This is a genomic window from Aeromicrobium sp. JP4 (assembly GCF_054957925.1).
This window is the reverse complement of the sequence record NZ_CM143290.1, coordinates 1054304-1078477: the sequence shown is the minus strand read 5'-3', so window position 1 is coordinate 1078477 and position 24174 is coordinate 1054304. Positions and strand designations below refer to the sequence as shown.

The 24174-nt window shown below is 71.3% G+C and carries 21 protein-coding genes; 7 read left to right on the top strand and 14 right to left on the bottom strand.

All coding sequences use genetic code 11. The features are described from left to right. Window positions 1-6 precede the first annotated feature (6 nt). From ACY1JX_RS05250 to ACY1JX_RS05235, 4 genes are read right to left on the bottom strand one after another with little or no spacing between them, the layout of a single operon-like run. A complete protein-coding gene (locus ACY1JX_RS05250; RefSeq protein WP_462565440.1) occupies window positions 7-1371 on the bottom strand; it encodes an NAD(P)-binding protein in 1365 nt (454 codons plus the stop codon). 42 nt (window positions 1372-1413) lie between these two features. Then, window positions 1414-2664 carry a hypothetical protein gene (locus ACY1JX_RS05245; RefSeq protein WP_462565439.1) on the bottom strand — a complete coding sequence of 417 codons (1251 nt, stop codon included), beginning with the start codon at window positions 2662-2664 and terminating at the stop codon, window positions 1414-1416. Window positions 2665-2693: 29 nt separating this feature from the next. Then, a complete protein-coding gene (locus ACY1JX_RS05240) occupies window positions 2694-3464 on the bottom strand; it encodes an acyl-CoA thioesterase (RefSeq protein WP_462565438.1) in 771 nt (256 codons plus the stop codon). Then, window positions 3461-4822 (bottom strand): MFS transporter, encoded by a 1362-nt coding sequence (locus tag ACY1JX_RS05235; protein WP_462565437.1) that lies wholly within the window; start codon window positions 4820-4822, stop codon window positions 3461-3463. The genes ACY1JX_RS05240 and ACY1JX_RS05235 overlap by 4 nt, the downstream gene beginning before the upstream one ends. Before the next feature lie 54 nt (window positions 4823-4876). Here ACY1JX_RS05235 and ACY1JX_RS05230 point away from each other — a divergent pair, with 54 nt between their 5' ends. The 3 genes from ACY1JX_RS05230 (at window position 4877) to ACY1JX_RS05220 (ending at window position 7773) form a co-directional block, all read left to right on the top strand. Beyond that, entirely contained in the window at window positions 4877-5374 is a 498-nt protein-coding gene (locus ACY1JX_RS05230) for a winged helix-turn-helix transcriptional regulator (protein WP_462565436.1), read from the top strand. A gap of 105 nt (window positions 5375-5479) precedes the next feature. Then, window positions 5480-6142: a histidine phosphatase family protein gene (locus tag ACY1JX_RS05225; RefSeq protein ID WP_286929595.1), complete on the top strand. Its 663-nt coding sequence runs from the start codon at window positions 5480-5482 to the stop codon at window positions 6140-6142. A 53-nt stretch (window positions 6143-6195) separates the two neighbouring features. Further along, complete coding sequence (locus ACY1JX_RS05220; RefSeq protein ID WP_462565435.1) at window positions 6196-7773, top strand: glutamate synthase-related protein; 1578 nt, start codon at window positions 6196-6198, stop codon at window positions 7771-7773. Between the two features lie 135 nt (window positions 7774-7908). Here ACY1JX_RS05220 and ACY1JX_RS05215 read toward each other — a convergent pair whose 3' ends face one another. Next, window positions 7909-9555 carry a sigma-70 family RNA polymerase sigma factor gene (locus tag ACY1JX_RS05215; RefSeq protein WP_462565434.1) on the bottom strand — a complete coding sequence of 549 codons (1647 nt, stop codon included), beginning with the start codon at window positions 9553-9555 and terminating at the stop codon, window positions 7909-7911. A gap of 217 nt (window positions 9556-9772) precedes the next feature. Between ACY1JX_RS05215 and ACY1JX_RS05210 the strand changes: the two genes are divergently transcribed. Continuing rightward, window positions 9773-13291: an SdrD B-like domain-containing protein gene (locus ACY1JX_RS05210; RefSeq protein WP_462565433.1), complete on the top strand. Its 3519-nt coding sequence runs from the start codon at window positions 9773-9775 to the stop codon at window positions 13289-13291. A gap of 87 nt (window positions 13292-13378) precedes the next feature. Here the strand turns inward: ACY1JX_RS05210 and ACY1JX_RS05205 are convergent, their stop codons facing one another. Further along, window positions 13379-13792 (bottom strand): ASCH domain-containing protein, encoded by a 414-nt coding sequence (locus tag ACY1JX_RS05205; protein ID WP_462565432.1) that lies wholly within the window; start codon window positions 13790-13792, stop codon window positions 13379-13381. Beyond that, complete coding sequence (locus ACY1JX_RS05200; RefSeq protein WP_462565431.1) at window positions 13789-14145, bottom strand: TraR/DksA family transcriptional regulator; 357 nt, start codon at window positions 14143-14145, stop codon at window positions 13789-13791. The genes ACY1JX_RS05205 and ACY1JX_RS05200 overlap by 4 nt, the downstream gene beginning before the upstream one ends. A 105-nt stretch (window positions 14146-14250) precedes the next feature. Here ACY1JX_RS05200 and ACY1JX_RS05195 point away from each other — a divergent pair, with 105 nt between their 5' ends. Then, complete coding sequence (locus tag ACY1JX_RS05195) at window positions 14251-14832, top strand: TIGR03086 family metal-binding protein (RefSeq protein WP_462565430.1); 582 nt, start codon at window positions 14251-14253, stop codon at window positions 14830-14832. Between the two features lie 4 nt (window positions 14833-14836). Here the strand turns inward: ACY1JX_RS05195 and ACY1JX_RS05190 are convergent, their stop codons facing one another. Together ACY1JX_RS05190 and ACY1JX_RS05185 are read right to left on the bottom strand one after the other, a co-directional pair. Next, window positions 14837-15178, bottom strand: a complete 342-nt coding sequence (locus ACY1JX_RS05190; RefSeq protein ID WP_462565429.1) for a DUF2200 domain-containing protein — start codon at window positions 15176-15178, stop codon at window positions 14837-14839. A 20-nt stretch (window positions 15179-15198) separates the two neighbouring features. Then, window positions 15199-15642 (bottom strand): MarR family transcriptional regulator, encoded by a 444-nt coding sequence (locus tag ACY1JX_RS05185; RefSeq protein WP_462565428.1) that lies wholly within the window; start codon window positions 15640-15642, stop codon window positions 15199-15201. A gap of 93 nt (window positions 15643-15735) precedes the next feature. On the opposite strand from ACY1JX_RS05185, the gene ACY1JX_RS05180 reads away from it, so the two are divergent. Further along, window positions 15736-17157 carry an MFS transporter gene (locus ACY1JX_RS05180; protein WP_462565427.1) on the top strand — a complete coding sequence of 474 codons (1422 nt, stop codon included), beginning with the start codon at window positions 15736-15738 and terminating at the stop codon, window positions 17155-17157. On the opposite strand, the gene arr is transcribed toward ACY1JX_RS05180, so the two are convergent. The 4 genes from arr to ACY1JX_RS05160 all read right to left on the bottom strand — a co-directional run bounded on the left by arr (window position 17144) and on the right by ACY1JX_RS05160 (window position 20952). Beyond that, window positions 17144-17563: an NAD(+)--rifampin ADP-ribosyltransferase gene (gene arr, locus ACY1JX_RS05175; RefSeq protein WP_462565426.1), complete on the bottom strand. Its 420-nt coding sequence runs from the start codon at window positions 17561-17563 to the stop codon at window positions 17144-17146. The genes ACY1JX_RS05180 and arr overlap by 14 nt on opposite strands. 69 nt (window positions 17564-17632) lie before the next feature. Next, window positions 17633-18835 (bottom strand): CDP-glycerol glycerophosphotransferase family protein, encoded by a 1203-nt coding sequence (locus tag ACY1JX_RS05170; protein ID WP_462565425.1) that lies wholly within the window; start codon window positions 18833-18835, stop codon window positions 17633-17635. Next, window positions 18828-19997: a UDP-galactopyranose mutase gene (gene glf / locus ACY1JX_RS05165; RefSeq protein WP_462565424.1), complete on the bottom strand. Its 1170-nt coding sequence runs from the start codon at window positions 19995-19997 to the stop codon at window positions 18828-18830. Before glf ends, ACY1JX_RS05170 begins: the two co-directional genes overlap by 8 nt. Then, window positions 19990-20952, bottom strand: a complete 963-nt coding sequence (locus tag ACY1JX_RS05160; RefSeq protein ID WP_206679988.1) for a glycosyltransferase — start codon at window positions 20950-20952, stop codon at window positions 19990-19992. The genes glf and ACY1JX_RS05160 overlap by 8 nt, the downstream gene beginning before the upstream one ends. 56 nt (window positions 20953-21008) lie before the next feature. Between ACY1JX_RS05160 and ACY1JX_RS05155 the strand changes: the two genes are divergently transcribed. Next, the gene (locus ACY1JX_RS05155; RefSeq protein ID WP_462565423.1) at window positions 21009-22409 is read left to right on the top strand and encodes a collagen-binding domain-containing protein; all 1401 of its coding nucleotides are present in this window, start codon (window positions 21009-21011) and stop codon (window positions 22407-22409) included. Here the strand turns inward: ACY1JX_RS05155 and ACY1JX_RS05150 are convergent. Then, the gene (locus ACY1JX_RS05150; protein ID WP_462565422.1) at window positions 22360-24126 is read right to left on the bottom strand and encodes a CDP-glycerol glycerophosphotransferase family protein; all 1767 of its coding nucleotides are present in this window, start codon (window positions 24124-24126) and stop codon (window positions 22360-22362) included. The two genes, ACY1JX_RS05155 and ACY1JX_RS05150, sit on opposite strands and share 50 nt — an antisense overlap. Between the last annotated feature and the right edge of the window lie 48 nt (window positions 24127-24174).

The window sequence follows — 24174 nt, the reverse complement described above, 5'->3', positions numbered from 1 at the left end:
GCGTCGTCACACCAGCTGGGCGAGGCGTTGCATCCCCGGGACACCGTGCGCCGCGAGGCGCTCGCGCGCGTCGTCCAGGGCTGCTGACGAATACCCCTCGGGGATGCGCGCGGGGTTGAGGGCGACCCCGTTCGACCACGCCTTCACGTCGGCCTCCGAGGTCGCCGCGGCGGCGGAGCGGCCGCCCAGGACCGTCATCGCGATCCACTGGCGCATCGAGTCGCCGTACGGAGTCGGGGCGCAGAGCCGGTTCTTCGCCGCGTCGTCGTCGCGGGTCGCCTCGACGTAGCCGGCGAGCGCCGCGCCGAAGCACGGGAAGCCGGCGCGGATGGGCTGCAGCGTGATCGCGTCGGGGCCCCAGATCGGCACGAGCGGCGGGTACTTGAGGCCGTCCGCGGCGCAGTGGACGACCAGGGCGTCGGGCGCCACCTGCACGGAGGCGTCGGCGAAGTCGAGGCGCCCGCGGCCGACCGATCTGAGGTGGCCGTGGCGGACGACGTGCTCGAGCGTGCGCAGCTGCTCCAGCTCCCACCGGCCGAGCGTGGGGCACTTCGCCATCGTGGGCGCCACGTCGCGGTCGATCCGCAGCATGATCCCGGCGTCCTCCAGGCGCAGGAAGAGGTCCCCGGGCGATGCCGCCTCGCGGGCGGTCTCCATGAGGTCGGCGACCATGCCCAGGAAGATCGCCGGCTCGGGCTGGATCACGGCACGGTCGAACAGCCAGGGATCGCGCGGACGCACCCACGTGATCCGATCGGGGTCCACACCGTGGGCCAGCAGCCAGATACAGGCGTCCGTCGCGGTCTTGCCCGCCCCGGCGATGACGTACTCGCTCGGCGCCTCCTCGAGACGGGCGAGGTCGTTGACCGCGATCACGTGCGCTCCGTCCTCGACGGCGAAGGGTGGCGGCTGCTCCGCGGGGATGCTCGGGGCCAGGTAGTGGGCGTCAACGATCCGGCAGTGCTCGGGCACGCCGAACCGTTCCCGGGAGACCAGCGACACCACCGTGCGGTCGCCGACGTACTCGCAGCCGGACAGGAGGTCCACCCGGCCAGATTCGGTCAGCGTCGTCAGCACCGACTCGAAGTAGCCGCAGATCTCGTTGCGGGTCGCGCGCTCCTGCAGGCCCCGCTCGGGTCCGCTCTCCTGGAGCCGCCCGCCGCCGAGCAGGGTGGACGCGACGCCGTAGAACGCGGAGGCCTGGTGCAGCCGGACGAACGGGTACGCCTCGAGCCAGTGACCGCCGGCGGCGTGCCGCCGGTCGACGAGGGCGACGCGGGCGTCGGCGTGGTCGACCAGGGCGTCGGTGAACGCCATCCCCATGGCGCCGGCGCCCACCACGAGGTAGTCCACGTCGAGCTGGGTGCTCATACGTTCACCGTGCGCCCGCGCGAGCACGGCGTCAACGGCCCATCAGGACCTCCGGGTGATCCGGTAGTCCAGGACGAGGAAGCCGAACCCGAAGAGCCGGAACGCGTGCTCGGCGCGCAGGGCGCCGTCGCGGACGAAGACGTCGAGCTCCTCCTCGAAGCCCGGCACCGACAGGGTGGTCAGCTCGTCGGCGGCGGTGTCGACGTAGGACAGGTAGTGCCCGGCCTGGCCGTCGTCGACGCGGCTGGTGAGGGCGAGGCCCCCGTCGGGTCGTGTGCGGGGACGCAGGGTGGCGGTGAAGCTGCCCTCGGGCAGGGGGAAGCCGACGCTGACGTAGCCCGCTCCCTCGTGCGCGTAGGTCGTGTAGATGCCGAGCATGATCGGCTCGTCGTCGTCGGCGAACGACCGGATCCAGCCGCGGACGGACACGGTGCCGTCCACGCCCGAGATCGTGTCGATGCGGCTGCGGATGCCGCGCTGGGCCTCGCGCTGGTTCATCGGCATGCTGGCCTGGCCCAGCGGCCGCGCGACCAGGCGGCGGTAGAGCAGGTAGCCGGGCCGGACCCAGGCGCGCCACCGCGGGACGATGTCGAGCGCGAACCGGGTGGTGTGCTCGTAGAACTCCCGCACGAGCGGATCGACGTGCTGCGGGTCGAAGTCGGGGCCGGCCAGGGCATCGAGCGAGGCGACGATGCCCGTGTCGGGGTGGTCCGCCGTGTAGGTCCCGCCGAGCTCCTCGGCGAGGGCCCGGACGTAGTCGGTGCCGACGAACCTCGACCGGGCAGGACGCGGGACCACGAACGGCAGGTCGGCGGCGCGGGCGCGCTCGGCCAGCAGGCTCACCTGCGGGTCGCGGAAGATCAGAGCCGAGAGGCTGCGCTGGGCCACGACCGTCACGGCGGCCGCCAGTGCCCCGGAGGCCCCTCCGCGGTGCAGGGCCTGGCCCATTGCCGCGCCGACGACGGGGCCCATCACCACCTTCTGCGGTCGCAGGCCGAGTGCGCCGATCGCGGCACCGGTGACCGTGCCGATCGTCCTCGGTCCGGCTCCCGCGCGCTCCGCGGCCGAGCCGAGCGGGGCGGCGAGCGCCGCGCTCACGGCGATCCGCTGCCACAGCGCCGGGATCTCGTCCTTGCCCTGGCGGGCGCGGGCGACGGCCTCGGACGCCGCGAGTGCGGCTCCTCCGGCCATCGAGGAGGCCACGACCGCACGGGTGCCGCGCCGGGAGGCGAGGGCCGCGCCGGCGAGACTTCCGACGATCGCGGCGAAGCCGAACGAGTCACGCGTGCTCACGCCCGCGAGCCTAGTCCGCGGTGGACCCGCTAGCGGAGGGTTCGCAGCTGCGACGACGTCGCCAGCGGCACGCCGTCGGGGGTCCAGATGCGGATGTCCTCGGTGAGCCAGCCGTCGCCGCTCGCGTCGACCGTGGTGGAGTCGACGAGCACCCAGTCCACCTCCTCGGTGGCCACCTCGGGCGTGAACCGGACGGTGGTGCGCACGGTGGGGATCCGGCGCATCTCGCTGACGACCGCCGCGAACGACGGGGCCAGGGCGTCGGAGAGGATGAGCAGCCGCTCCCACGGGTCCTCGACGCGTTCGTTGATGCGGATCCACGCGCTCAGGTTCGGCTCCGAGGAGCCGGAGAACGGCAGGGGAGCAGTGGCGGGCCGGATCTCGATCCGGGTGCTGATCGGCACGAACTCGGGCGGCACCACGAAGCGTCGCGCCTCCTCGAGCGGGAAGTCCACGACGGGTGGGCGCCCCGGATCCGTCGGCACGTCCGGACGGCGCGGAGCCGCGAGCACCGCGGTGGCCACCGCTGCGGTCTTGCCGCCTGACGTGGCCGTCGCGCTGGTGAGCTTCGTGGAGCGCCCGTCGTGCGTCAGCTCGGGCCGCACCCGAAGGCGCTCGGTGACGGGTCGCACGACGTGCGCGGTCAGCTCGATGGGGACGAGGTCGGGCGACGCCACGGCGCGCATCTCGCGCAGCATGATCGCTGCGACGACCCCGCCCTGCAGACCGCCGAACCCGTTGAACGGCTGGAGGTCGATGTCGTGCGCGCCGTCGAGCACGTCGGCGATCACGGCGGTCATCGCGTGGGCCGTCCGATCGCGGTGAGGCTCGCCGCGAGGGCGAAGCCGGCGGTCATCCACCAGGCGACCGCGAAGGCGTCGGCACCCGCCGGTTGCGCCGTGAGGACGGCGACGAGGGCGGCGACGCCCACCGCGATGCCGACCTGGCGCGCGGTCTGCAGGACGGCCGAGCCGGTGCTGCTCTGGTCCGGTGGCAGCGCGCTGCAGCCCAGCACCATGGACGACGGCACGACCAGTCCGACGCCGACGCCGGTGAGCAGCATGCCGGGGAGGATCGTCGCGGCGTACAAGGTGGAGGGGCCGGCGAGCACCGCCCACGACGCCACGCCCACGGCGAACACGACCGTGCCGAGCGCGATCGCGGCCCGGGGGCCGATCGTCGACACGAACCGGGCGCCGTACACCGCCACGAAGGGCACCAGGAGCGGACCGGGCGCGATGCCCAGGCCGGTCTGGAGCGCGGAGAGGCCCCACACGTCCTGCAGCCACAGCACGACGGACAGCAGCATGGCGCCGAACGCCACGTGGAACGCCAGGAGGGTGAGGCTCATCGAGGCGAAGTGCGGGGCCCGGAGCAGGGTGAGGCTCACGATCGGGTCCGCGGACCGCGCCACGGCCCACGCGTTGAGCGCGATCCCGAGCACCACGATCGCGGCGACCGTCAGGGTCCGCGTGGAGGTCCAGCCCCACTCGGAGCCGTCGACCAGGAGGAGGACGAGAGTGGCGACGGTGGTCACCAGGAGCAGGGCTCCGACGAGGCCCGGGCGCCGGCCGGGATGCCCGGTGGTGGCGGGCAGCACGCGCCAGCCGACGACCGCCGCCGCGATGCCCAGCGGGACGTTGACCAGGAAGATCCACCGCCAGTCGGCCTGCACGAGGACGCCTCCGACCACGGGGCCGAGCGCGGCGCCGACGCCGCCGAGACCGGCCCACAGCCGCACCGCGCCCGCGCGGCTCTCGGCCGGGAAGGAGGTCAGCACCAGGCCCAGCGACGAGGGGATCATGAGGGCCGCGCCCGCGGCCTGCACGATCCGGAACGCCACGAGCGTGCCGAGGTCGGGGCTGAACGCGCACGCGGCGGACGCGAGCGTGAACACCAGGAGGCCGGCCAGGAACCCGTTCTTGCTGCCGATGAGATCGCTGATCCGCCCGGCCGGCACGAGCAGTGCGGCGAAGGTGATCGCGTAGGCGTTCAGGATCCACGACAGGTTCGCGAGGTCGCTCTCGCCGATCGAGGCGGCGATGTCGTTCAGCGCGACGTTGACGATGAACAGGTCGAATCCGGACAGCAGCACGCCCACGGCGACGACCGCCATCACGGCGCGGGGCGAGGTCGTCCGCGTGGTCAGTTGTGTCACGAAACGGACTGTAGACCTAGTGCGTTGCATGACGCAACCGACTAGGCTGGGGTCATGCGCCGCAGCAGCTTCTCCGAGATGAACTGTTCGATCGCCCAGAGCCTCGAGGTGATCGGCGAGTGGTGGACCCCGCTCATCCTGCGCGATGCCCTCATGGGCGTGACCCGGTTCGAGCAGTTCCAGTCGCGCCTGGGCATCGCCCGGAACGTCCTGTCCGCCCGGCTCCAGACGCTGGTGGAGCACGGGATCCTCGAGGAGGTGCAGTACTCGGAGCGGCCGCCGCGGTTCGAGTACGTCCTCACGCAGAAGGGCCGCGACCTGTGGCCCGTCATCACGATGCTGCGCCAGTGGGGCGACCGCTGGCTCGCTCCCGAGGGCGCTCCGGTGGAGATCGTCCATGCCACGTGCGGCCACGTCGCCCACGCCGAGCTCACGTGCTCTGACTGTGGCGAGCGGTTGCGAGGGCGTGACCTCGAGCTGCGCCACGGGCCCGGCGCCCCCGACGGCGGCATCGTTCCCGAGCACGTCGACAGCGGCCGCGCGAAGGTCTAGTCCAGCGCCGCCCTCGCCACTTTTGGAACGGAATCAACCTCGCGGGGCGCTCCGCACGTCGATCCCGTTCCAAAAGTGGCAGGTGGCGGGTGACAGGGTGGAGCCATGCGACTCCTGCTGCTGCGCCACGGCCAGACGCCGTCCAACGTGCGCGGGCTGCTCGACACCGCGGCGCCGGGTGCCGAGCTGACCCCGTTGGGAATCCGTCAGGCCGAGGCCGTCCCGGATGCCCTCGGTGAGCGAGCGATCGACGCCGTTTTCGTCTCGAACCTGCGGCGCACGACCCTGACGGCCACGCCGCTGGCGGCGGCCAGCTCGCTCGAGCCGACCTCGCTGGAGGGCCTGCGTGAGATCGGCGCGGGCGACCTCGAGATGGCCGGTCACCACGACGCCCACCTGACCTACCTCCACACGGCCTTCGCCTGGGCGCGGGGACGGCTGGCGGCGCGGATGCCCGGCGGCGAGGACGGGCACGAGTTCCTCGACCGCTACGACGCCGCGATCGCCGACATCGCGCGATCGGGCGCCGAGACGGTGCTGGCCGTGTCGCACGGTGCCGCCATCCGCGCGTGGACCAGCGCGAGGGTGGGAGGGATCGACGTCGACTTCGTCGAGCGGTCGCCGCTGCCGAACACGGGCCTGGTCGAGGTCCAGGGCGATCCGCGGAACGGATGGACCCTCGTGGGCTGGCCCGAGGGTCCCGTGGGCGGCGCCCACCTCGACGTCCGGCAGGACGACCCGACCGGCGAGCCCGTCGACGAGGACTGACGCCGCTTCCCGGTCGAGTCGACAGCGGGCACGCGGGGGGTTAGACCTGAGGGATGGAACCAGTCACACGGGCGGGTGCGGGTCTCGCGGGGCTGGCGGCCGCCGCTCTCGGCGGCGTGGTCGCCTACGACCTCACGCAGAAGAAGCACGCGATCCTGCGCAACTTCCCCGTCCTCGGACACTTCCGCTACTGGGTCGAGACGGTCGGTCCCGAGCTGCGCCAGTACATCGTCACGAGCAACGACGAGGAGCGCCCGTTCTCGCGTGACCAGCGGCGCTGGGTCTACGCCAGCGCCAAGGGCGAGAACAGCTACTTCGGGTTCGGCACCGACAACGACATCGAGCGCGTCGTCGGCTACCCGATCATCAAGCACCGCACGTTCTCCGGCCCCGGCGCCACCACCGCGCCGCACGGCAGCGAGGGGATGCCGCTGCCCTCCGCGAAGGTGCTCGGTGGGCCACGCGGCCGGCGGCACGCCTTCCGTCCCGCCTCGGTGGTCAACATCTCGGGGATGAGCTTCGGCGCCCTCTCCGCACCCGCCATCCAGGCGCTCAACGCGGGCGCGGCCATCGCCGGGTGCATGCAGAACACGGGGGAGGGGTCGATCGCGCCGGCGCACCGTCACGGCGGCGACCTCGTCTTCCAGATCGGCACTGCCTACTTCGGCTGCCGCGACGAGCAGGGGCGGTTCGACCTCGGCCGGCTCGTCGACCTCGTGCAGTCGGCCCCGGTGCGCGCCATCGAGATCAAGCTCTCGCAGGGGGCCAAGCCCGGCCTCGGCGGCATGCTCCCGGGCGCCAAGGTCGACCGGACGATCGCCGAGATCCGCGGCATCCCCGAGGGGGTGGACTGCGCCTCGCCGAGCCGCCACACCGCCTTCGACGACGTGGACTCGATGCTCGACTTCGTCGAGACCGTCGCCGACGCCACGGGACTCCCGGTGGGCATCAAGTCGGCGGTCGGGAACATGGAGTTCTGGGACGAGCTCATCGAGCTCATGGGACCCCGTGAGCGCGGGGTCGACTTCGTCAACATCGACGGCGGCGAGGGCGGCACGGGCGCGGCGCCGATGATCTTCGCGGACTCGGTCGCCTACCCGTTCCGGATCGCGTTCACCGAGGTCTACAAGCGCTTCGCGGTGGCGGGGCTGACCGACGACCTCACGTTCATCGGCGCGGGCAAGCTCGGCCTCACCGAGAACGCGCTGGTGGCCTTCGCGCTGGGCGCCGACATGGTCAACGTCGGTCGCGAGGCGATGCTGTCGATCGGCTGCATCCAGGCCCAGAAGTGCCACACCGACCACTGCCCGGTCGGCGTCGCGACGCAGAACCCGCGCTACACCCGCGGGCTGGACCCGACGTCGAAGAAGGACCGGCTCGCCAGCTACGTCCTGGCCCTGCGCCGCGACCTGCTCAAGGTCTCCGAGGCCGTGGGCGTGGTGCACCCGGGGATGATGACCGCCGACGACATCGACATCCTCGACGGCCAGCGCTCATCGGAGTCCCTGCGCGACCTCTACGGCTACGAGAAGGGGTGGGGCGAGCTCGGCCCGAAGCTCCAGGAGGAGTTGATCGGCGTCATGGCCGCCCTGGGTGAGGACCAACGGGAGGCGGGTCAGCCCCTCCGCTGACCCGACCGACTCGGCGCGCTCACCCCCGACCCAACTTTTGTGACGCGATTCGCTCTGTGTGAGCTCTGACGGCCGAGCAGCGTCACAAAAGTTGGGTCGGGGGGCTTGGGGGCGACGCGGGGCTGACGCCGCCGGTCAGAACTGGCGCGAGTCCGACGAGGCGTCGGGGTCGGCGTTGCCGGCGCCGCGGACGGTGGCGGTTCCCGAGGGCTCGACGGCCATGAGCACGAGCTGCAGCGGCGTCACGGCCTGACCCGGCTGGTACGTGTAGTCGCACGTCACGGTGTCGAAGAAGTACGGGTCGCCGTTCGAGCCGCCCTCCTCGATGGGGCCGCAGCTCCACCCGGCCGAGCGCCGCTCCACGAATCCGGTCACGTCGTTCATGGTCAGGTCGACGCTCAGCGTGAACGACTCGGCCGCCGCGCCCTCCTGGGCGAGGATCGGGACGGTCAGCTCCCAGTAGAGCTCCTCGCCCGTCGCCACCACGGTGGGCTCGCCGACACCGAGGTCGACCGGCTCGACCGGCGGCTCCTCCGTGGGCTCCGGCTCGGTCGGCTGGGGCTCCGTCGGCTGGGGCGAGGGCTCCGGCGTGGGCTCGGGGCTGGTCTCCGGCGCCGGCTCGTCCGACGGAGGCGGATTGGTGGGCGCGGACGTCGTCGGATCGCCATCGGACGGCAGCTGAGTCACGCCGAGCGGCGTCGCGAGCAGCGCCTGGGGTCCGTCCGTCGGGAGGACCTCCGGCTTCGCTGGGCGCTCCTGGTCCACCGGTGCGAGCGCAGGCGTCGCGACCCGGGGCGGGGACGGCTCGGCCGAGCTGCTGGTCAGCCAGAGAACACCGGCCGCCACGACGGCGACGAGGCCCACGATCCCCGCGGCGACCGCGGCCACGGGTGCACCCGCGACGACTCCGCCGACGCTCGTGCCGATGCTCGCCCCCGCACCGCCACCCACACCGGACGACTGGCCCGAGGGCGTGGGCGAAGCGGCGGCGCCGACCGACCACGGGAACCCACCGGCGGAGACGCCACCCGCGAGCACGAGGGGCCAGACGAAGGCGCCCAGCTTCGTGTTGAGCCGGTGGAGGTCGTCGTAGAGCGCGGCGCACTCGGCGCACTGGTTGAGGTGGAGGTGGACCTTCGCGGTCGCCCGCGACGTCAGGCTGCCCCGGGCGAGGCGGCTGAGGCGTGCGCGCGTCCACGCGCACTGACCGTCGTCGGCGCGCGGGACGTGCTGGTCGAGGTACGCCACGCGCAGGCCCTCGCGCGCACGGTAGACGGTGCTCGAGACCGAGGCGACGGGGATCTCCAGCTCACGGGCGACCTCGGCCGGCTTGCTGCCCTGGACGTCGAGCTTCCACAGCAGCTGCTGCCAGTTGTCGGGCAGCGAGCGAAGGGCGCGCGCCGCGCGGTCGGCGTCGACCTCGTCGAAGACCTCGGGCTCGGCTTCGTCGGTCGAGTCGAGGAGCCACGGCTTGTCGGACGCGGCCTGCTCGCGGCCCGCCTGCCGACGGCGCTCGATGTTCAGGTTGCGGATGACCGTGTGGAGGTAGGGCCGGAAGCCCGACGTGGGGCCGCCGCCCTCGGTGATCTTGGTGATCACGCGCGCGAACGCCTCGGCGGCGAGGTCGTCGGCGTCGGTGTCCTGGCTGACGATCCTGGCCACGCGCAGCGCGTCCGCGCGGTGGCGCTCGTACAGCTGCGCCATCGCGTGCTCGTCCCCGGACCGCACCCCTTCCACCAGCTCGGTGTCAGGTGGCGCGGCGAGCGTTTCCTGATCCGTCATCGCCTCGTGGAGCGGTCCGTGTCCCGGCCCTGCTCCGCCTCCCCTTCGGCCGCCACGTTACGACACCACCCGGAACAAATGTCTCGTTTCGTCCCAATGTGAACAGGGACACGTTGCGTGCTTTTTGGCGCGAGATTTTCGCTCCCGTCACTCCAGTAGACGTTCAGACGTTCGCGTTCTCGGGGACGAGAAGCTCCACCACGAAGGAAACACATCGATGAGACGAACACTGTCGGCCGCTCGGGTCGCGCTCGTGGCGGCACTGGCGCTGCTGCTGACCGTGCTGGCACTTCCCGCGGTCGCGGCGACCTCGGGGATCACGTCGAATCTGTTGCTCAACGGCGCCACGTACCACGGCACCGAGGTCGTCGACGAGGGTGACGAGCTGACCCTGCGAGTGCAGTACGACACCCAGGTCCAGCCCGGCGCGACGGTGGACTTCGAGCTCGGTCCGAACGTGAAGGTCACCGGCGTCCTGGCCGCCAACACGGCGATCGAGTCGGTCCGCCAGGACGGCAACAAGGTCGCCATCACCTTCAAGGATCCGTGGCCGAGCGGCGTGAACCAGGGCGTCTTCGACCTGAAGTTCACCGTGAACCAGGTCGACGGCAGCACCGAGGACACCATCGTCTGGAAGGTGGACGGCCAGGAGAGCTCGATCGAGGTCATCGTCCGCGACTCGGGCGACGAGTTCGCGAATGTCTCCGAGGGCTTCTCGAAGGGTGTGGCCCCGGGCAACCTCGACAGCTTCGTGACGGTCGTCGACGGCCGGGTGAGGCTCAAGCCCGAGATCGTGGACCAGGACCTCACCTACACGCTGCGGGTCAACTCGCCCGAGGCGCGCGACGACTTCGAGATCGCCGACCGGCTGCCCGCGGGTCTCGGCTACGTGGCGGGCTCCTTCGGCGGTCAGCTGACCAGCTGGGACGCCGCCGGACTGAACCGGAAGACCACACCGTTCACGTTCGCCCCGACCGTCGCCGGTCAGCAGTTCAGAGGCGATGTCGACCTGCCCGGCCCGTCGATCCTCGCGATCACCTACCGGGCGGAGGTCACCGACGTGGCGGCGATCGAGGCTCTCCTGCAGGCGCAGTACGACCGGTTCTCGGGCGGCTACGGCCAGTTCGAGACCGTCCTGACGAACACGGCGAGCTTCGGTTCGGCCTCGGTCGTGCGCGAGGCGGGCGTCCGCCTGCGGCACTCCGTGGCGAACCCGAACCCCGGACCCAACGTGGGTGCGCTCTTCGGCAAGACGGCCGCCTGGAGCACCAAGAACATCGTCACGGACGAGGCAGGCAACCTCACGCCTCGGGCCGACCTCACCTACACGCTCAAGGCCGACCTGCGCGGCTGGGACGGCAGCAACCCGAACAAGGTCCTGGGCCGCAACGTGGTCATCAGCGACACGCTGCCCACCCAGGCGTCGTGGCGCACCGACGCGGCCGACTTCCTCACCTCCACCGGCATCAGCCTGACGAAGGCCGAGACCTGCCCCACGAGCGCGGCCGCTTTTGCCGGTGACGCGTTCGTCGGCCAGTACTGCGTGGACGGACAGCGGCTGCTCGTCAACGTCGGCAAGGACGCGACCACGAACGCCTTGATCGCGGTGAAGGCGCAGCTCACCACCGTCGACGGCCTCGCCGTCGCCGGCAGCACGACCATCAAGGACGCGACGCCGTACCGCTGGCGCAACGTGGCCGACTTCCACTACCGCGACGGCAACCCGCACTCCGTGACGCGCGACGTCACGGTGGTCGCGCTGCCCGACACGACGGGCGGGGTCAACGACCCGAGCGTGTTCACCAAGACCGGCGCCGCGCGTCAGCAGTCGGTCGAGCCGGGCGAGTCCGTCACGGTCGACTACACGTTCACGGTCGCCGCCGGCAAGGGCATCGACGTCCGCCACAGCCGCATCGTCGATCACGTCGACACCGACGTGTACGACCTGGGCGACCTCTCCGGCGTGACGGTCAAGGGGACCTACGACGGCGTCGCGCTCGACGCCTCGCACTTCGAGCTCCGGACGAACGCCGACGACGACCTCGTCATCGAGCTGAGCAGCGCCGGCGACGCCGTCGTCAGCGCCCGCGGAGCCGACAAGCGCCTCCAGGTCACGATCGCGCTGACCACGAAGGAGTTCGTCGGCAAGGAGACGAAGACGATCCGGAACAAGGCCACGCTGTTCGGCCTGGACGGCGTCCCGCTGCACTGGTCCGACACCGTCAGCGAGGCCACCTCCTACGGCGACGAGGCCGAGGTCCGCAAGCGGATCTGGGACAACGTGGCGCAGGAGTGGACCGAGTCGATCTCGGCGCAGATGGACGGATCGGGCTCGCTCGTCCAGGACCGCTACGTCTACCGGATCGAGTTCATCCCGCACGGCAGCTACGACCAGGTCGCGATCCTGCCTGTCGTGGACCAGCTGCCCGGCGCGGTCGACTTCCTCGGGTTCGTCGACGAGGCGGACCGAGCCACCGGCGCCGATCCCAGCACCGGACCGGTCGACATCGGCGGCAACCTGGTCGCGTCCTACGACGCGGGCAGCGAGTCCGTCACGATCAGGCAGAAGGACGGCACCCGCCTGGAGGCGGGTGGCTCGCTCGCGGCCTACGTGGCCGTGAAGGTCAACGACGCCTCGGCCCCGATCGTCAACCGGATCGGCGACACGTTCGCCGAGATCGTGCCCCTGCGCTCGGTCTCCGTCGGCGACTTCGTGTGGGTGGACTCTGACCGCGACGGCCGCCAGGACGACGGCGAGCCGGGCATCGAGGGCGTCGTCCTCGAGGTCGTCGGACCCGACGGCAAGCCCGTGGTGGACGTGTTCGGCCAGCCGGTCGGCCCCGTCACGACGGGTGCTGACGGTGCGTACACCTTCGACCACCTGCCCGCGCTGACCGGCGACGGGACGTACACCGTGCGGATCGACCGCGACGCGTCGGCGGAGGCGTTGAAGCCCTACGTGCCGACCAAGGCCGGCGAGGGCGACCGCGTGCTCGACTCGTCCACGTGGGAGGCCGCGACGGTCCCCGGCGAGCTGCACCAGGACGGCGACCGTGACCCGACGCTCGACTTCGGGTTCGTGACGAAGTCGTACGCGATCGGCGACCGCGTTTGGATCGACACGGACAAGGACGGCATCCAGGGCTCCGGCGAGAAGTCGCTGCCCGGTGTCACCGTCGAGCTGCTCGACGAGGACGGCGCCGTCCTGGCGACCACCACGACGGACCGCGACGGCCGGTACGCGTTCGACGAGCTCGCGGCGGGCACCTACCGGGTGCGCTTCACGCTCACGCCCGAGCAGCAGCGGACGTACGAGTTCACGCAGCGGGACGCCGGGGGCGACGACGCCCTCGACTCCGATGCGGACCCGGCGAACGGCCTCACCGTGGTGATCGTCCTCGACGACTCGAACGCCGCCCTTCAAGGCGACTACGAGCACCGCGAGATCACCGCGACGCAGGGCATCGACCCCACGTGGGACGCCGGTGTCGTCGTGAAGACCCCGCCGATGGACATCGGCACGGGGGAGGAGACGGGGGACCCGGAGGGTGACGACCCTGCGGTGTCCGACGGGTCGGGTTCTGGGGGATCCGACCCGAGCGAGCCCGCCGAGGCGTCGGACGGACAGCTGTCCAGGACCGGCACCAGCATCGGCCTCGGGCTCGTGGCGCTGATGCTCGCCCTCTTCGGGGCGGGTGGAGCGATCCTGTGGAGCGGACGGCGACGCACGCTGTAACGAGCGAGCGACGCGACCGCCCCACAGCATGGGGAGGTGACGGTGCCCCGGTCGGAAGACCGGGGCACCGTTGCGTCCGGAGGCGGCTCAGTCGCCGGGCTCGACCACGTCGACCAGGGTGAACCGGATGCACACGATCGGGGTGTCGTCCTCGACCGGTGATCCGGCGGTCGCCCAGAAGCCGCGGTGGCCGGCTCGCCACTCGTCGAGGTCTGCGTCGCCCTCGCCCTCGGCGGCGGCGAACTCCCACGGCACCTCGATGAAGGGGTGGATCGAGAGCCCGGTGACCTCCACGGTCCCGATGCGGTTCTCGTCGTCGTCCAGCAGGGCGAGCCGCTCGCCGATGTGCTCGAGCTCCTCCTGCTCCACCTCGTACTCCGCCAGGATGCCCGCGGTCGCGCGCTTCTTCCCGGCCAGGACGAGCCCGTTCAGGCGGGCGCGCAGCTCACCGGGGGAGCCCAGCTCGAGTCCCCGCATCCCGTCGACCCGCGGCCACGTCATCGCTGACCCTCCTTCGCCGAGGCGCAGTCGATGCAGAGCCGGGCGACCGGGCGAGCCCCCAGCCGCGCCGCGGCGATCTGCCGGCCGCACGACTCGCAGGTGCCGTACGTGCCGGCGGCGACCCGCTCCATGGCGGCGTCGATCTCGACCAGGTGCTGGCGGGTCTGCTGCAGCATCGAGTCGACCTGCGAGCGCTCGAACGCGACGGTGGACCCGTCGGGGTCGTGCTCGTCGTCGGCGTTGGAGTCCAGGGAGGCCTCGACGACCTGGTCGAAGTCCTTCATGAGGCCGTGCAGCTGGCCCCGGGTCCGCTCGCGTTCGGCCTCGAGTCGCTCGAGTGTCTCGTTCGTCATGGGGGACCTCCGTTCCGCGCCGCGCACGCGCCGCCCATCCATGATGCCGCGTCTGTCCACCGTGAGGGGGTTCCGCGGCGAGCGAGCCGCGACGACACTCAGGTGATGAGCACCGTCGACCTGCAACCCGCGGCCCAGGCCCTCCTCGCGACCGTCCGGGGCATCGAGGACGAGCACCTCGATCACGAGACCCCGTGTGAGGGCGTGTCCGTGGGTCAGATGCTCCACCACGTCGACGGACTGTCGCAGGCGTTCCGCGCGGCCGCCGACAAGGAGCTCGGGCCGCTGACCGACACCGCGCCGGATCCCGGGGCGTCTCCGACCGTGGAGGACGGCTGGCGCTCGGAGCTGGAGGGTCACCTGGAGCGGCTGCTGCTGGCCTGGCGCGAGCCCGCGGCGTGGGAGGGCATGACGCGGGCCGGTGGTGTCGACCTGCCGGGCGACGTCGCCGGGAGGGTCGCGCTCGACGAGGTGGTGCTGCACGGCTGGGACCTCGCCCGTGCCACCGGTCAGGAGTACGTCCTCGACGACGCGACGGCGGCCGCGTGCCTGGAGTTCGTGCAGCAGTTCGACCCGGCGGGAACGCCGGGGCTGTTCGGTCCGGCCGTCACCGTGCCGGACGACGCCCCCGTCCTCGATCGCCTGGTGGCGCGGGCCGGGCGCGACCCGCGCTGGGCGCCCCGCTGACCGTTCAGCCGCGCAGGACCTTCTCCATCGACTTGCCCTTGGCGAGCTCGTCGACCAGCTTGTCGAGGTAGCGGATCTTCTGCATCAACGGGTCCTCGACCTCCTCGACTCGCACGTGGCACACGACGCCCGTGATGAGGGAGGCGTTCAGGTTGAGGTCGGCCTGCGCGAAGAAGTCCTCGAACGTCGTCCCGGCATCGAGGTGCTTCTGCAGGGTGCTCTCGTCGAAGCCGGTCAGCCACTCGATGACCCGGTCGAGCTCGGCCTTCGTGCGACCCTTCTTCTCGACCTTCGTGACGTAGTGGGGGTAGACCGAGGCGACGCTCGTCGTGAAGATCCGGTGCATGCGCCGATCCTAGGCCCCGATCAGGCCTCGGCAGCAGCCTCGACGAACGCGTCGGCGAACGTGCCGAACTGCTCGAGGAACCGGGCGCGCTCGGAGCGGGGGAGGGCGTCCAGGGCGCGGTCCAGCAGACCGAGGTGCCGGTCGAGATCGCGGGCGAACTCCGCGAGAGCGCTCTCGTTGGCCACGAAGTGCCACGCGCTCTGGCCCGGCTCCCGGGACCGCTCCAGCAGCCCGGCCTTGAGGGCGGCGTTCGCCTGCCGGTTCACGGTGGACTGCTCGAGCCCGAGCTCGTCCGCGATCTCCCGCAGGGTCCGCGGCCGGCCGTCGGAGAACATCCACAGCAGCCGCTGGTCGGCGTGCCCGCGCGGCCCGACGACCGCCCGCTGGCCCCGCTCGAGTCGCGAGATCGCGGTGAGCGCGGACCAGGCGGGGTTGGCCCGGGCGGCCTCGGTGATGGAGGTCATGCTGGCTCCGGTGGTCGGGGAACGGACGTCATGTGTAGTCTACACAAGTCGAATGTGTAGGTTACACATCGCTGTTCCCGACAGGACCCGCCCATGCCCTCTCCTTCCGTCGTCGACGAGCGCGTCGAGACCCGCTTCTCGCCGATCGCCGTCATCCTCGTGCTGTGCTTCGGCAGTCTCGCCGGCGCGCTCATGCAGTCGCTCGTCATCCCGATCCAGAGCGACCTCCCGCGGCTCCTCGGCACGGAGCCGGGCAACGCGTCCTGGGCCGTCACAGCCACCCTGCTCGCGGCCGCGGTGACGATGCCCGTCACCGGGCGCCTCGCCGACATGTACGGCAAGAAGAAGATCATGGTCGTCTCGGCGGGGATCCTCGTGGCCGGCTCCGTGGTCGCCGCGATGTCGAGCTCGCTCGCGCCGTTCCTCGTCGGCCGCGCGCTCCAGGGCATGGCGATGGGCTACATCCCCGTCGCGATCAGCATGGTGCGCGAGGTCGCCCCACCCGAGAAGCGCGCCACCGCCGTCGCGGCCGTCAGTGCCACGCTCGGCGTCGGCGGCGCCCTCGGCCTGCCGCTGGCCGCGTGGATCGCCCAGGACTACTCGTGGCACGCGCTGTTCTGGTTCTCGTCCGTGCTCGCCGCGGTCATCCTCGTCGCGACCCTCGTCGTCGTCCCGAGCGTCCACGACGCGCACCCCGCCCGCATCGACGTCGTCGGTGTCATCGGACTGGCCATCGGCCTGGTGTCGGCGCTGGTCGGCGTCAGCAAGGGCAGCGAGTGGGGCTGGTCGGACGGTCGCACGATCGGCGCGATCGTCGGTGGCGTCGTCGTCCTGCTGCTGTGGGGCTGGTTCGAGCTGCGCCACCACGACCCGCTCGTGGACCTGCGTACGAGCGCCCATCCGCCCGTGCTGTTCACGAACCTCGCGGCCGTCCTGATCGGCTTCGGCATGATGGCGCAGTCCATCGTGCTGCCGCAGCTGCTGCAGCTGCCCGAGGAGACCGGCTTCGGGCTGGGCCAGACGATCCTCCAAGCGGGCCTGTGGATGGCGCCCGGTGGCCTGATGATGATGTTCTTCGCCCCCGTCTCGAGCCGGCTGATCACCTCGATCGGCGCCCGCCTCACACTGTCGATCGGCGCCACGGTCCTGGCGGTCGGCTACCTCGTGACGCTGTTCCTGATGAACGCGCCGTGGGAGCTCATGCTCGGCTCGCTGGTCGCCTGCGCCGGTGTCGGCATCGGCTACGCGGCCATGCCCACGCTGATCCTGGACAACGTTCCGGAGTCCGAGTCGGGCTCCGGCGTCGGTCTCAACGCCCTGATGCGCTCGGTCGGCACCACGATCGCCGGTGCCGTCATGGCGGCCGTGCTGACGAGCCGGACGGTGGACTTCGGGGGCTACGCGATCCCCGACAAGGGCGCGTTCCAGCTGTGCTTCGTCATCGGCGCGGGTGCCGCGTTCGCGGGTGCTCTCGTCGCGTTGCTGGTGCCGCGTCAGGGCCTCAGTCGTCGATGACGACCTCGCCCCGCTCCTTCATGGCGGCGAGGCTGTCGAGCATGTGCTGGAGGACCTCCGGCGGATGGGGCTCCCACCCGACGACCTCCTCGACCACGCGGATCGGCTCCTTGCTGCGGTAGGAGCGGGTGGGGTTCCCCGGGAACTTCTTGTCGGTGAGGTTCGGGTCGTCCTCGAAGGGCCCGGTCGGCTCCACCCGGTAGATGTGGCCGCGGCCCTCACCCACCGAGAGCTCGGCGCCCCACGTCGCGGCGTCCAGGGTGCCTGTGAAGTAGATGTGGCCGGCGGTGCGGTTCTCACCGAAGTTCGCCCTGCGACCCGGCTCGAGCAGGTCGCCGGGGGAGAGGACCGCCTTCGTGCCGTGGAAGAAGGGCCCGTCGTCGGGGCCCAGCCGCTCGTCGCTCATACGGTCAGGATCGCCCACGGTGACGCATCTGGGTACCCAGATGTCCCGAAGGACGAAGCGCGCGTCCCGTCAGGGGCCGGTCGCGCCCAGCCGGCGGTGCTCGGCCCAGGCGCGGTCGCGCAGGTCCATCGCGCCGGAGCAGGCCTGCAGGAACCGCTCGGTGGCGGCGCCGGGCGACGTGTCGCCGAGGTAGTACTCGATGAGGTCGCGGCGGGCCGCCGCGCTCGGGTCGGTCGAGAGGTGCTGCGCCACGAGCGCGGCCACGTCGGCGTCCTCGTCCAGCAGCGGCAGGGTGTCCATGAGGCGCGACGGCGGCACGGGCACACGGGGGCGGCACACGAGCACCGGCTTGCCGGTCGGCAGCCAGTTGAGGGTCACCGCCGAGACGTCGGTGATCAGCAGGTCGGCGTCCGCGAACGACTGCTCGAGCGGCACGTCGGTGTCCACGCGGTCGGCGCGGGCGCGGATCGCGGCGTCGGCCTCGCCGTAGGCCGGGTCGATGACGCCGTTCAGCGGGTGCGGGCGGTAGATCACGCGGTGGGTGCCCGCGAGGGCGTCGAGGACCGCGGACCCGTGGGTCAGCAGCGAGCCGTACGAGACCGACGGCTGCGACGCCTCCCAGGTGGGCGCGTAGAGGACCGTCGACCGCGACGGGTCGGGCTGCGGCTCCGGCGCGGGAGCGTCGAGCTGCGGCTGGCCGATCAGCACCGAGCGGGCCGACGCGTCGTAGAGCATCACGCCGGCGCTCGTGCGGTCGAGCGCGGCCTGACCGGCGAGGAAGCAGAAGTCGTAGGCCTTCACCTGGTTCGACACCGAGACGCCCTTGTCGCTGTCGCCGTGGCCCAGGTACACGTGCACGAGCGACGTGAAGCGCAGGCACTCGAAGTTGATCGGGTCGTGGTTCACGTACAGCGCGAGCTTCACGTCGCTGAGGGCCAGGATCTCGTCCAGCTGGCCGTAGCGGGCCAGGGTCACGCAGTCGAGGCCCGACTCGGCCCGCACGAGCGCGGCGGTGCGCGAGTCCTTGAACACGGCCACCACGCCGTGCGCGGCGTCGAGCGCCTTCAGCGCCGCGAACCACGGACGCAGCTGGTAGAGCGCGTCGGCGCCGTTGGGGAAGTAGACCAGGACCGACTGCGTGAACGCGCGACCCAGGCGGTCCTCGTCGGTGCGCTTGTCGGGCATGCCGACGGGCAGGAAGCGCGAGCGGCGCAGCCGCCCGATCGCCCACTGGCGGAGCCGGGGAACGATCCCAGCCCGCGAGTCAGCCACGGACGAGCCCCGGCCGCAGGACGTTGTCGACCATGGACAGTGCCGACGCGATCGCCATGTGCATGTCGAGGTACTGGTAGGTGCCGAGACGACCGCCGAAGTGCACCTGCGACTCCTGCTCGGTCAGCTCGCGGTAGGCCTTCAGGGCCGTGCGGTCGTCCGAGGTGTTCACGGGGTAGTAGGGCTCGTCGTCGGTGCCGGCGTTCGCGAAGCGGCTGAACTCGCGCATGATCACCGTGGCGTCCGACGGGTAGTCGCGCTCGGGGTGGAAGTGCCGGAACTCGTGGATCCGCGTGTAGGGGATGTCGGTGTCGGCGTAGTTCATCACCGGCGTGCCCTGGAAGTCGCCGATCGGCAGCACCTCGGACTCGAAGTCCAGGGTGCGCCAGCCGAGCGGGCCGTGCGCGTGGTCGAAGTACCGGTCGAGCGGGCCGGTGTAGACGATCGGCAGCTGCCCGACCGTGGCGGCCTTGTTGTAGGGCTGGCTCTCGTCGAAGAAGTCGGTGTCGAGGCTGATCGTGATGTTCGGGTGGTCGGCCATCCGCTCGAGCCACGCCGTGTAGCCGTCGGTGGGCAGGCCCTCGTAGCGGTCGTTGAAGTAGCGGTTGTCGTAGGTGTACCGCACCGGCAGCCGGGTGATGATGTCCGCCGACAGCTCGGTGGGATCGGTCTGCCACTGCTTGGCGGTGTAGCCCTTGATGAACGCCTCGTAGAGGGGGCGGCCGATCAGGCTGATCGCCTTCTCCTCCAGGTTCTGGGCCGCCGCGGCACCGCCCGACAGCGCGGCGCCGGCCTGCTCGGCGACCCACGCGCGCGCCTCGTCCGGACCCATCGCCGAGCGGGTGAACTGGTTGATGGTGCCGAGGTTGATCGGCAGCGGGAACACCTCGCCGCGGTACGTCGAGTAGACGTGGTGGCGGTAGCCGGTGAAGGTCGTGAAGCGGTTGGCGTAGTCCCAGACCCGCTCGTTCGAGGTGTGGAACAGGTGCGCGCCGTAGCGGTGCACCTCGATGCCGGTGGTGGGCTCGGCCTCGCTGTAGGCGTTGCCGCCCAGGTGCGAGCGGCGGTCGATCACGTGGACCTTGAGCCCGGGATCGTTGGCCAGCTGCTCGGCCACGGTGAGCCCGAAGAAGCCCGACCCGACGACGAGGACGTCAGTCATCGCGGCCGCCTTCCAGCGCGGGCATCGGCTGCCACGTGCGGTCGGCCCAGATCCTGCGGCCGTCGCGCCAGCCCTTCACGAGTGAGGAGAAGCCGCGGAAGGAGCGCTCGACGACCACGAGCCGCACGATCTCCTTGGCGAAGGTCAGCGCGGTGCCCAGGGCGAAGCCGGGCCGGCTCAGGTGGCCGTGCTCGTCGAAGTAGCGGCCGACGTAGGCCCGGTTGCGCATCACGTGGTACTTCGCCAGCGGGCTGGAGTCGTTGAGGTGGCGCACGCCGAGGCTGACCTGCTTCTGCTCGCGCTTCTTCTGCAGCACGAACTCGTCCACGTAGACGACCTCGGTCTCCAGGGAGGCCAGCCACGCGTAGATCGCGTCGTCCCAGGAGATGAAGAAGCGCGGGTCGGGCAGGCCGATGCGGCGGACCACGTCGGCGTGCACGAGCATGCCCTCGAAGGTGCCGGAGTTGGTCACGGCGTAGCCGTCGGTGTTGAACGTCTTCACCGAGTAGGGCAGCGGCACGCCGAGCCACTGGTTGAACTTCGCCTGCCAGTAGAAGGGGGTGCCGTCGACGTCGTAGCGGCGGCCGTGGATGACCTTGAACCGCGCCATCCACGGGGCAAACCGCTCGAGCGCGTCGGGCAGGATCTCGACGTCGTCGTCCATCAGCCAGACCCACTCGGCGCCGAGCTCGAGCGCGACCTTGGTGCCCTCGCTGAAGCCGCCGGCGCCGCCGGTGTTGGTCTCCATGCGGTGGTTCACGAGCAGGCCGGGAGGGAACTTCGCCTCCCACGCGGTGACGACCTCCTGCGTGTCGTCGGTGCTGGCGTTGTCGACGACGATGATGCGATCAGGGGGTGTCGTCATCGTCGAGGCGCTCTGCAGCAGCTCGTCGAGCAGTGCGGAGCGGTTGAACGTGACGATGGCGATCGCCAGGGTGCCGGTCGTCGAACTCACCACGACAGGCTATCGGCCCGCCTGACGGATCAGTGAATCCGACCTAAGGTGATCGAGTGGGGTTGCGCACCGCGGGTCGGGCACTCACCGTCGCCGGGATGCTGGCGGCGGCGGCCGGCGCGGGCCTGGTGGTCTCGCCTCCCGCCTGGGCTGTCGGCCCGGTCAACCCGGTGCTGATCGACATCGCCGATCCTGCCAACGCCGGCTTCCTCGTGTTCGTCGAGAACGACGTCATCCTCGAGGCCGACGAGTCCGAGGGCACGATGGCCGTCGGTGGCGACGTGACCTTCCGCCGCAACTACAACGTCATGCGTCCCGCCTCCTCTCCGACGCCCCAGAACGTCGCGCTCTACGTCGGCGGCGGGTTGAACTTCCCGCAGGCCGGCTCAGGATCGATTCTGCGGATCATGGGCGGTCAGGCCCGCGTGATGGACGACACCACCTACGACGCCTTCGTCGGCGGCCCGGGCGCCGTCGCCGTGCCGCCGGGGGAGGCCGCCGACTACATCCCCAGGCTCGAGGTCCAGACGGCGCAGACGGTCGCCGAGTTCACCCAGCCGGTGCCCGAGGTCAACTTCGACGCGGCGTTCTCGCAGTACAGGACGCTGTCGACGGAGATGGGGCAGTGCGCCAACACCGTCGCTCTCACATCGGCCGACGGGACCCAGCTCGTGCGGCCCGTCCCATCGGGGACGCAGGCATATCTGTCCCTCACGGCTGGGACGACGAACGTGCTCAACGTGACGGCCGCCGAGCTCGACGGGCTGACGAGCCTGACGTTCAACGAGCCGCGGCCGGGGCCCGGCACGACTCTCCTGATCAACGTGACCGGGAACTTCAACGGCAGCATGCCGAACCTCGCCGGTGTCTCGAGCGCGAACGCGCGGTACATGCTGTGGAACTTCCCGGACGCCACTGCCCTGGAGATCGAGAACTCGGACTCGCTGGAGGGCACGATCTATGCGCCGCGCGCCGACCTCGACTGGTTCGCCCACGGCAACATCGAGGGCAACGTGATCGCGCGGAGCTTCGACCACCTCAGCTTCGCGGGCCGTGATGTCCGGGAGGTGCACGACTTCCCCTTCCAGGGCGTCATCGACTGCGAGTCAGGAACGCAGCCGACCAGCGAGCCGTCCACGGAGCCGACGACGGAGCCGACCACGGAGCCGACGACCGAGCCCACCACGGAGCCGACGACCGAGCCCACCACGGAGCCGACGACCGAGCCCACCACCGAGTCGACGGACGTCGGCTCCGGCGGGGACGAGCAGGGACCCGGCTCGGACTACTACTGGAGTTCGGGCGGCGGCGGGGGAGGCACCGGCCTGGCCGACGCGGGCGGCCCGGGCGCCGCGATCCTCGCGGGCGGGGCGCTGGCCACCGCCGCGGGACTGCTGCTCCTGCTGCTCAGCGGTAGATCGAGCGCTCGGCGTCCGAACGCTGGACGAAGGCCGTGACGGCCTCGCGGAACGCCTCGAGCGAGCGCTGCTCCGGCGGGCCGAGCAGGTAGGTCGCGAGCTTCGAGCGGTACTCGGCCAGCTGGTCGGGGCCGCGTCCGGTGATCACGTCGAGGAACTCGTCCATGCCCTGGGCGTGGCTGCCGAGCAGCGTGGCGGCGGCGCTGGAGGGGTAGTCCTCGCGGAACTGCCTGGTCGAGACGCCCGCGTGGTTGAACACGGCGTAGGGCTTCTCGCCCGCGAGCCAGTCCGAGAGCACGCTCGAGATGTCGCTCACCAGGGCGGTGGACTGGTTCATCCAGCCGGTCAGCGACCCACTGGTGACCACGCGGTGGTCGATGCCGGTGCGCGCCTTGGCGTCGTCGAGGCGGCGCGAGATCACGGCGTGCGCGATGCGGTACTTGGCGTCGCGCTGGCCGGTGAACGGGTGCGGCTTGTAGACCACGCGCACCGACCCGTCGGCCAGCAGCGCGTCGATCAGCTGGACGCCGATGGCGCGCAGCGAGGAGTACTCCTGGTGCTGGTTCACGCCCTCCCACGTGGGGGCGTAGAGCACCGTGGGGATCTCGGCCTCGCCGACGCGGGGCGTGCGCTCGATCGCGTGCACCTGGGGGCGGCCGACGAACCGGTACTGGTCCTCGGGGATGTGCATGCCCGAGCGCCGGTAGCGGTCGGCGCCGGCCTCGCCGGCGACCCACAGCTCGTCGTAGACGCGCGAGAACGGGTTGTTGGAGGCGCTCTTGTCGCTGTCGCCGTGGCCGATGAACGCACTCATCATCGTGGGCAGGCGCAGCAGGTGGATGTTGTTGCCGGTGTTGCTGGGGTAGAGCGCCACCTTGACCATGGAGAAGTCGAGCATCAGCAGCTCGCCCGGCGCCGGCAGCGACAGCGTGGGCAGCGACGAGGACGCCATCCGCTCGAAGAGGGGATGGTCGCGCAGCACCACGAAGACCCGCTGGTCGAGACTCTCGAGGGCCTCGATCCAGGTGTTGATCTGGTAGGCCGCGGTGTCGGGGCCGGAGAGGTGGACGACCACCTCGGGCCGGTACTCGTCCAGGAACTTCTGGACGGCCGACAGCTGCGGCGTGAAGCCCGTGGCGCGCTTGGCCGTGCGCATCCGCCAGCTGGCGAGCACGTCGGGCACGGTCGCGGCGGCCAGGACCGCGAAGGCGGCCACTCCGGAGGACAGCACGATCCACCACGGGGCGCCGAGGATGGCCGGCGCGAGGGCCGCCAGTTGGACGAGCGTCACGAGCACGGGACGGCTGCGGGGCTCCTCGGCGATGTACGTGTCGCCCGGGATGTGGCGGGTGCGCATCGGCTTGAGGGGCCCGATCCGCCGGTACTCGGCGTGCAGGGCCCGCGCGCACAGGCCCGTGACGATGAGCAGCGTGACGAGCAGGAAGGCGTGCAACGCCGTGTCGTCGGCGAACTGCGAGGCGGCGGTGGCCGCCACGATGACGCGCAGGGCGAAGCGCAGGGGAGGCCCGGCCGACGCCTGGCGCAGCAGCATCGACGACAGGGGCGAGCGGCGCTCGAGGAGCCACTCGGAGACGACCGAGACGATCAGCGCGATCGCGGCGGCCAGGTCGAGGTCGAGGACGACGAGCAGCAGCGCCAGCAGGATCGTGCCGTTGACCAGCAACAGGCCCGGCAGCTCGCTGCTGTGACCCAGCCGCGCGACGAGAGAACGCACGAAACGCGCCGGGGAAGCCATGGGCGGCAATCTACCGCGTGTGACGGTTGTGGCCGGTGTACCGTCGGG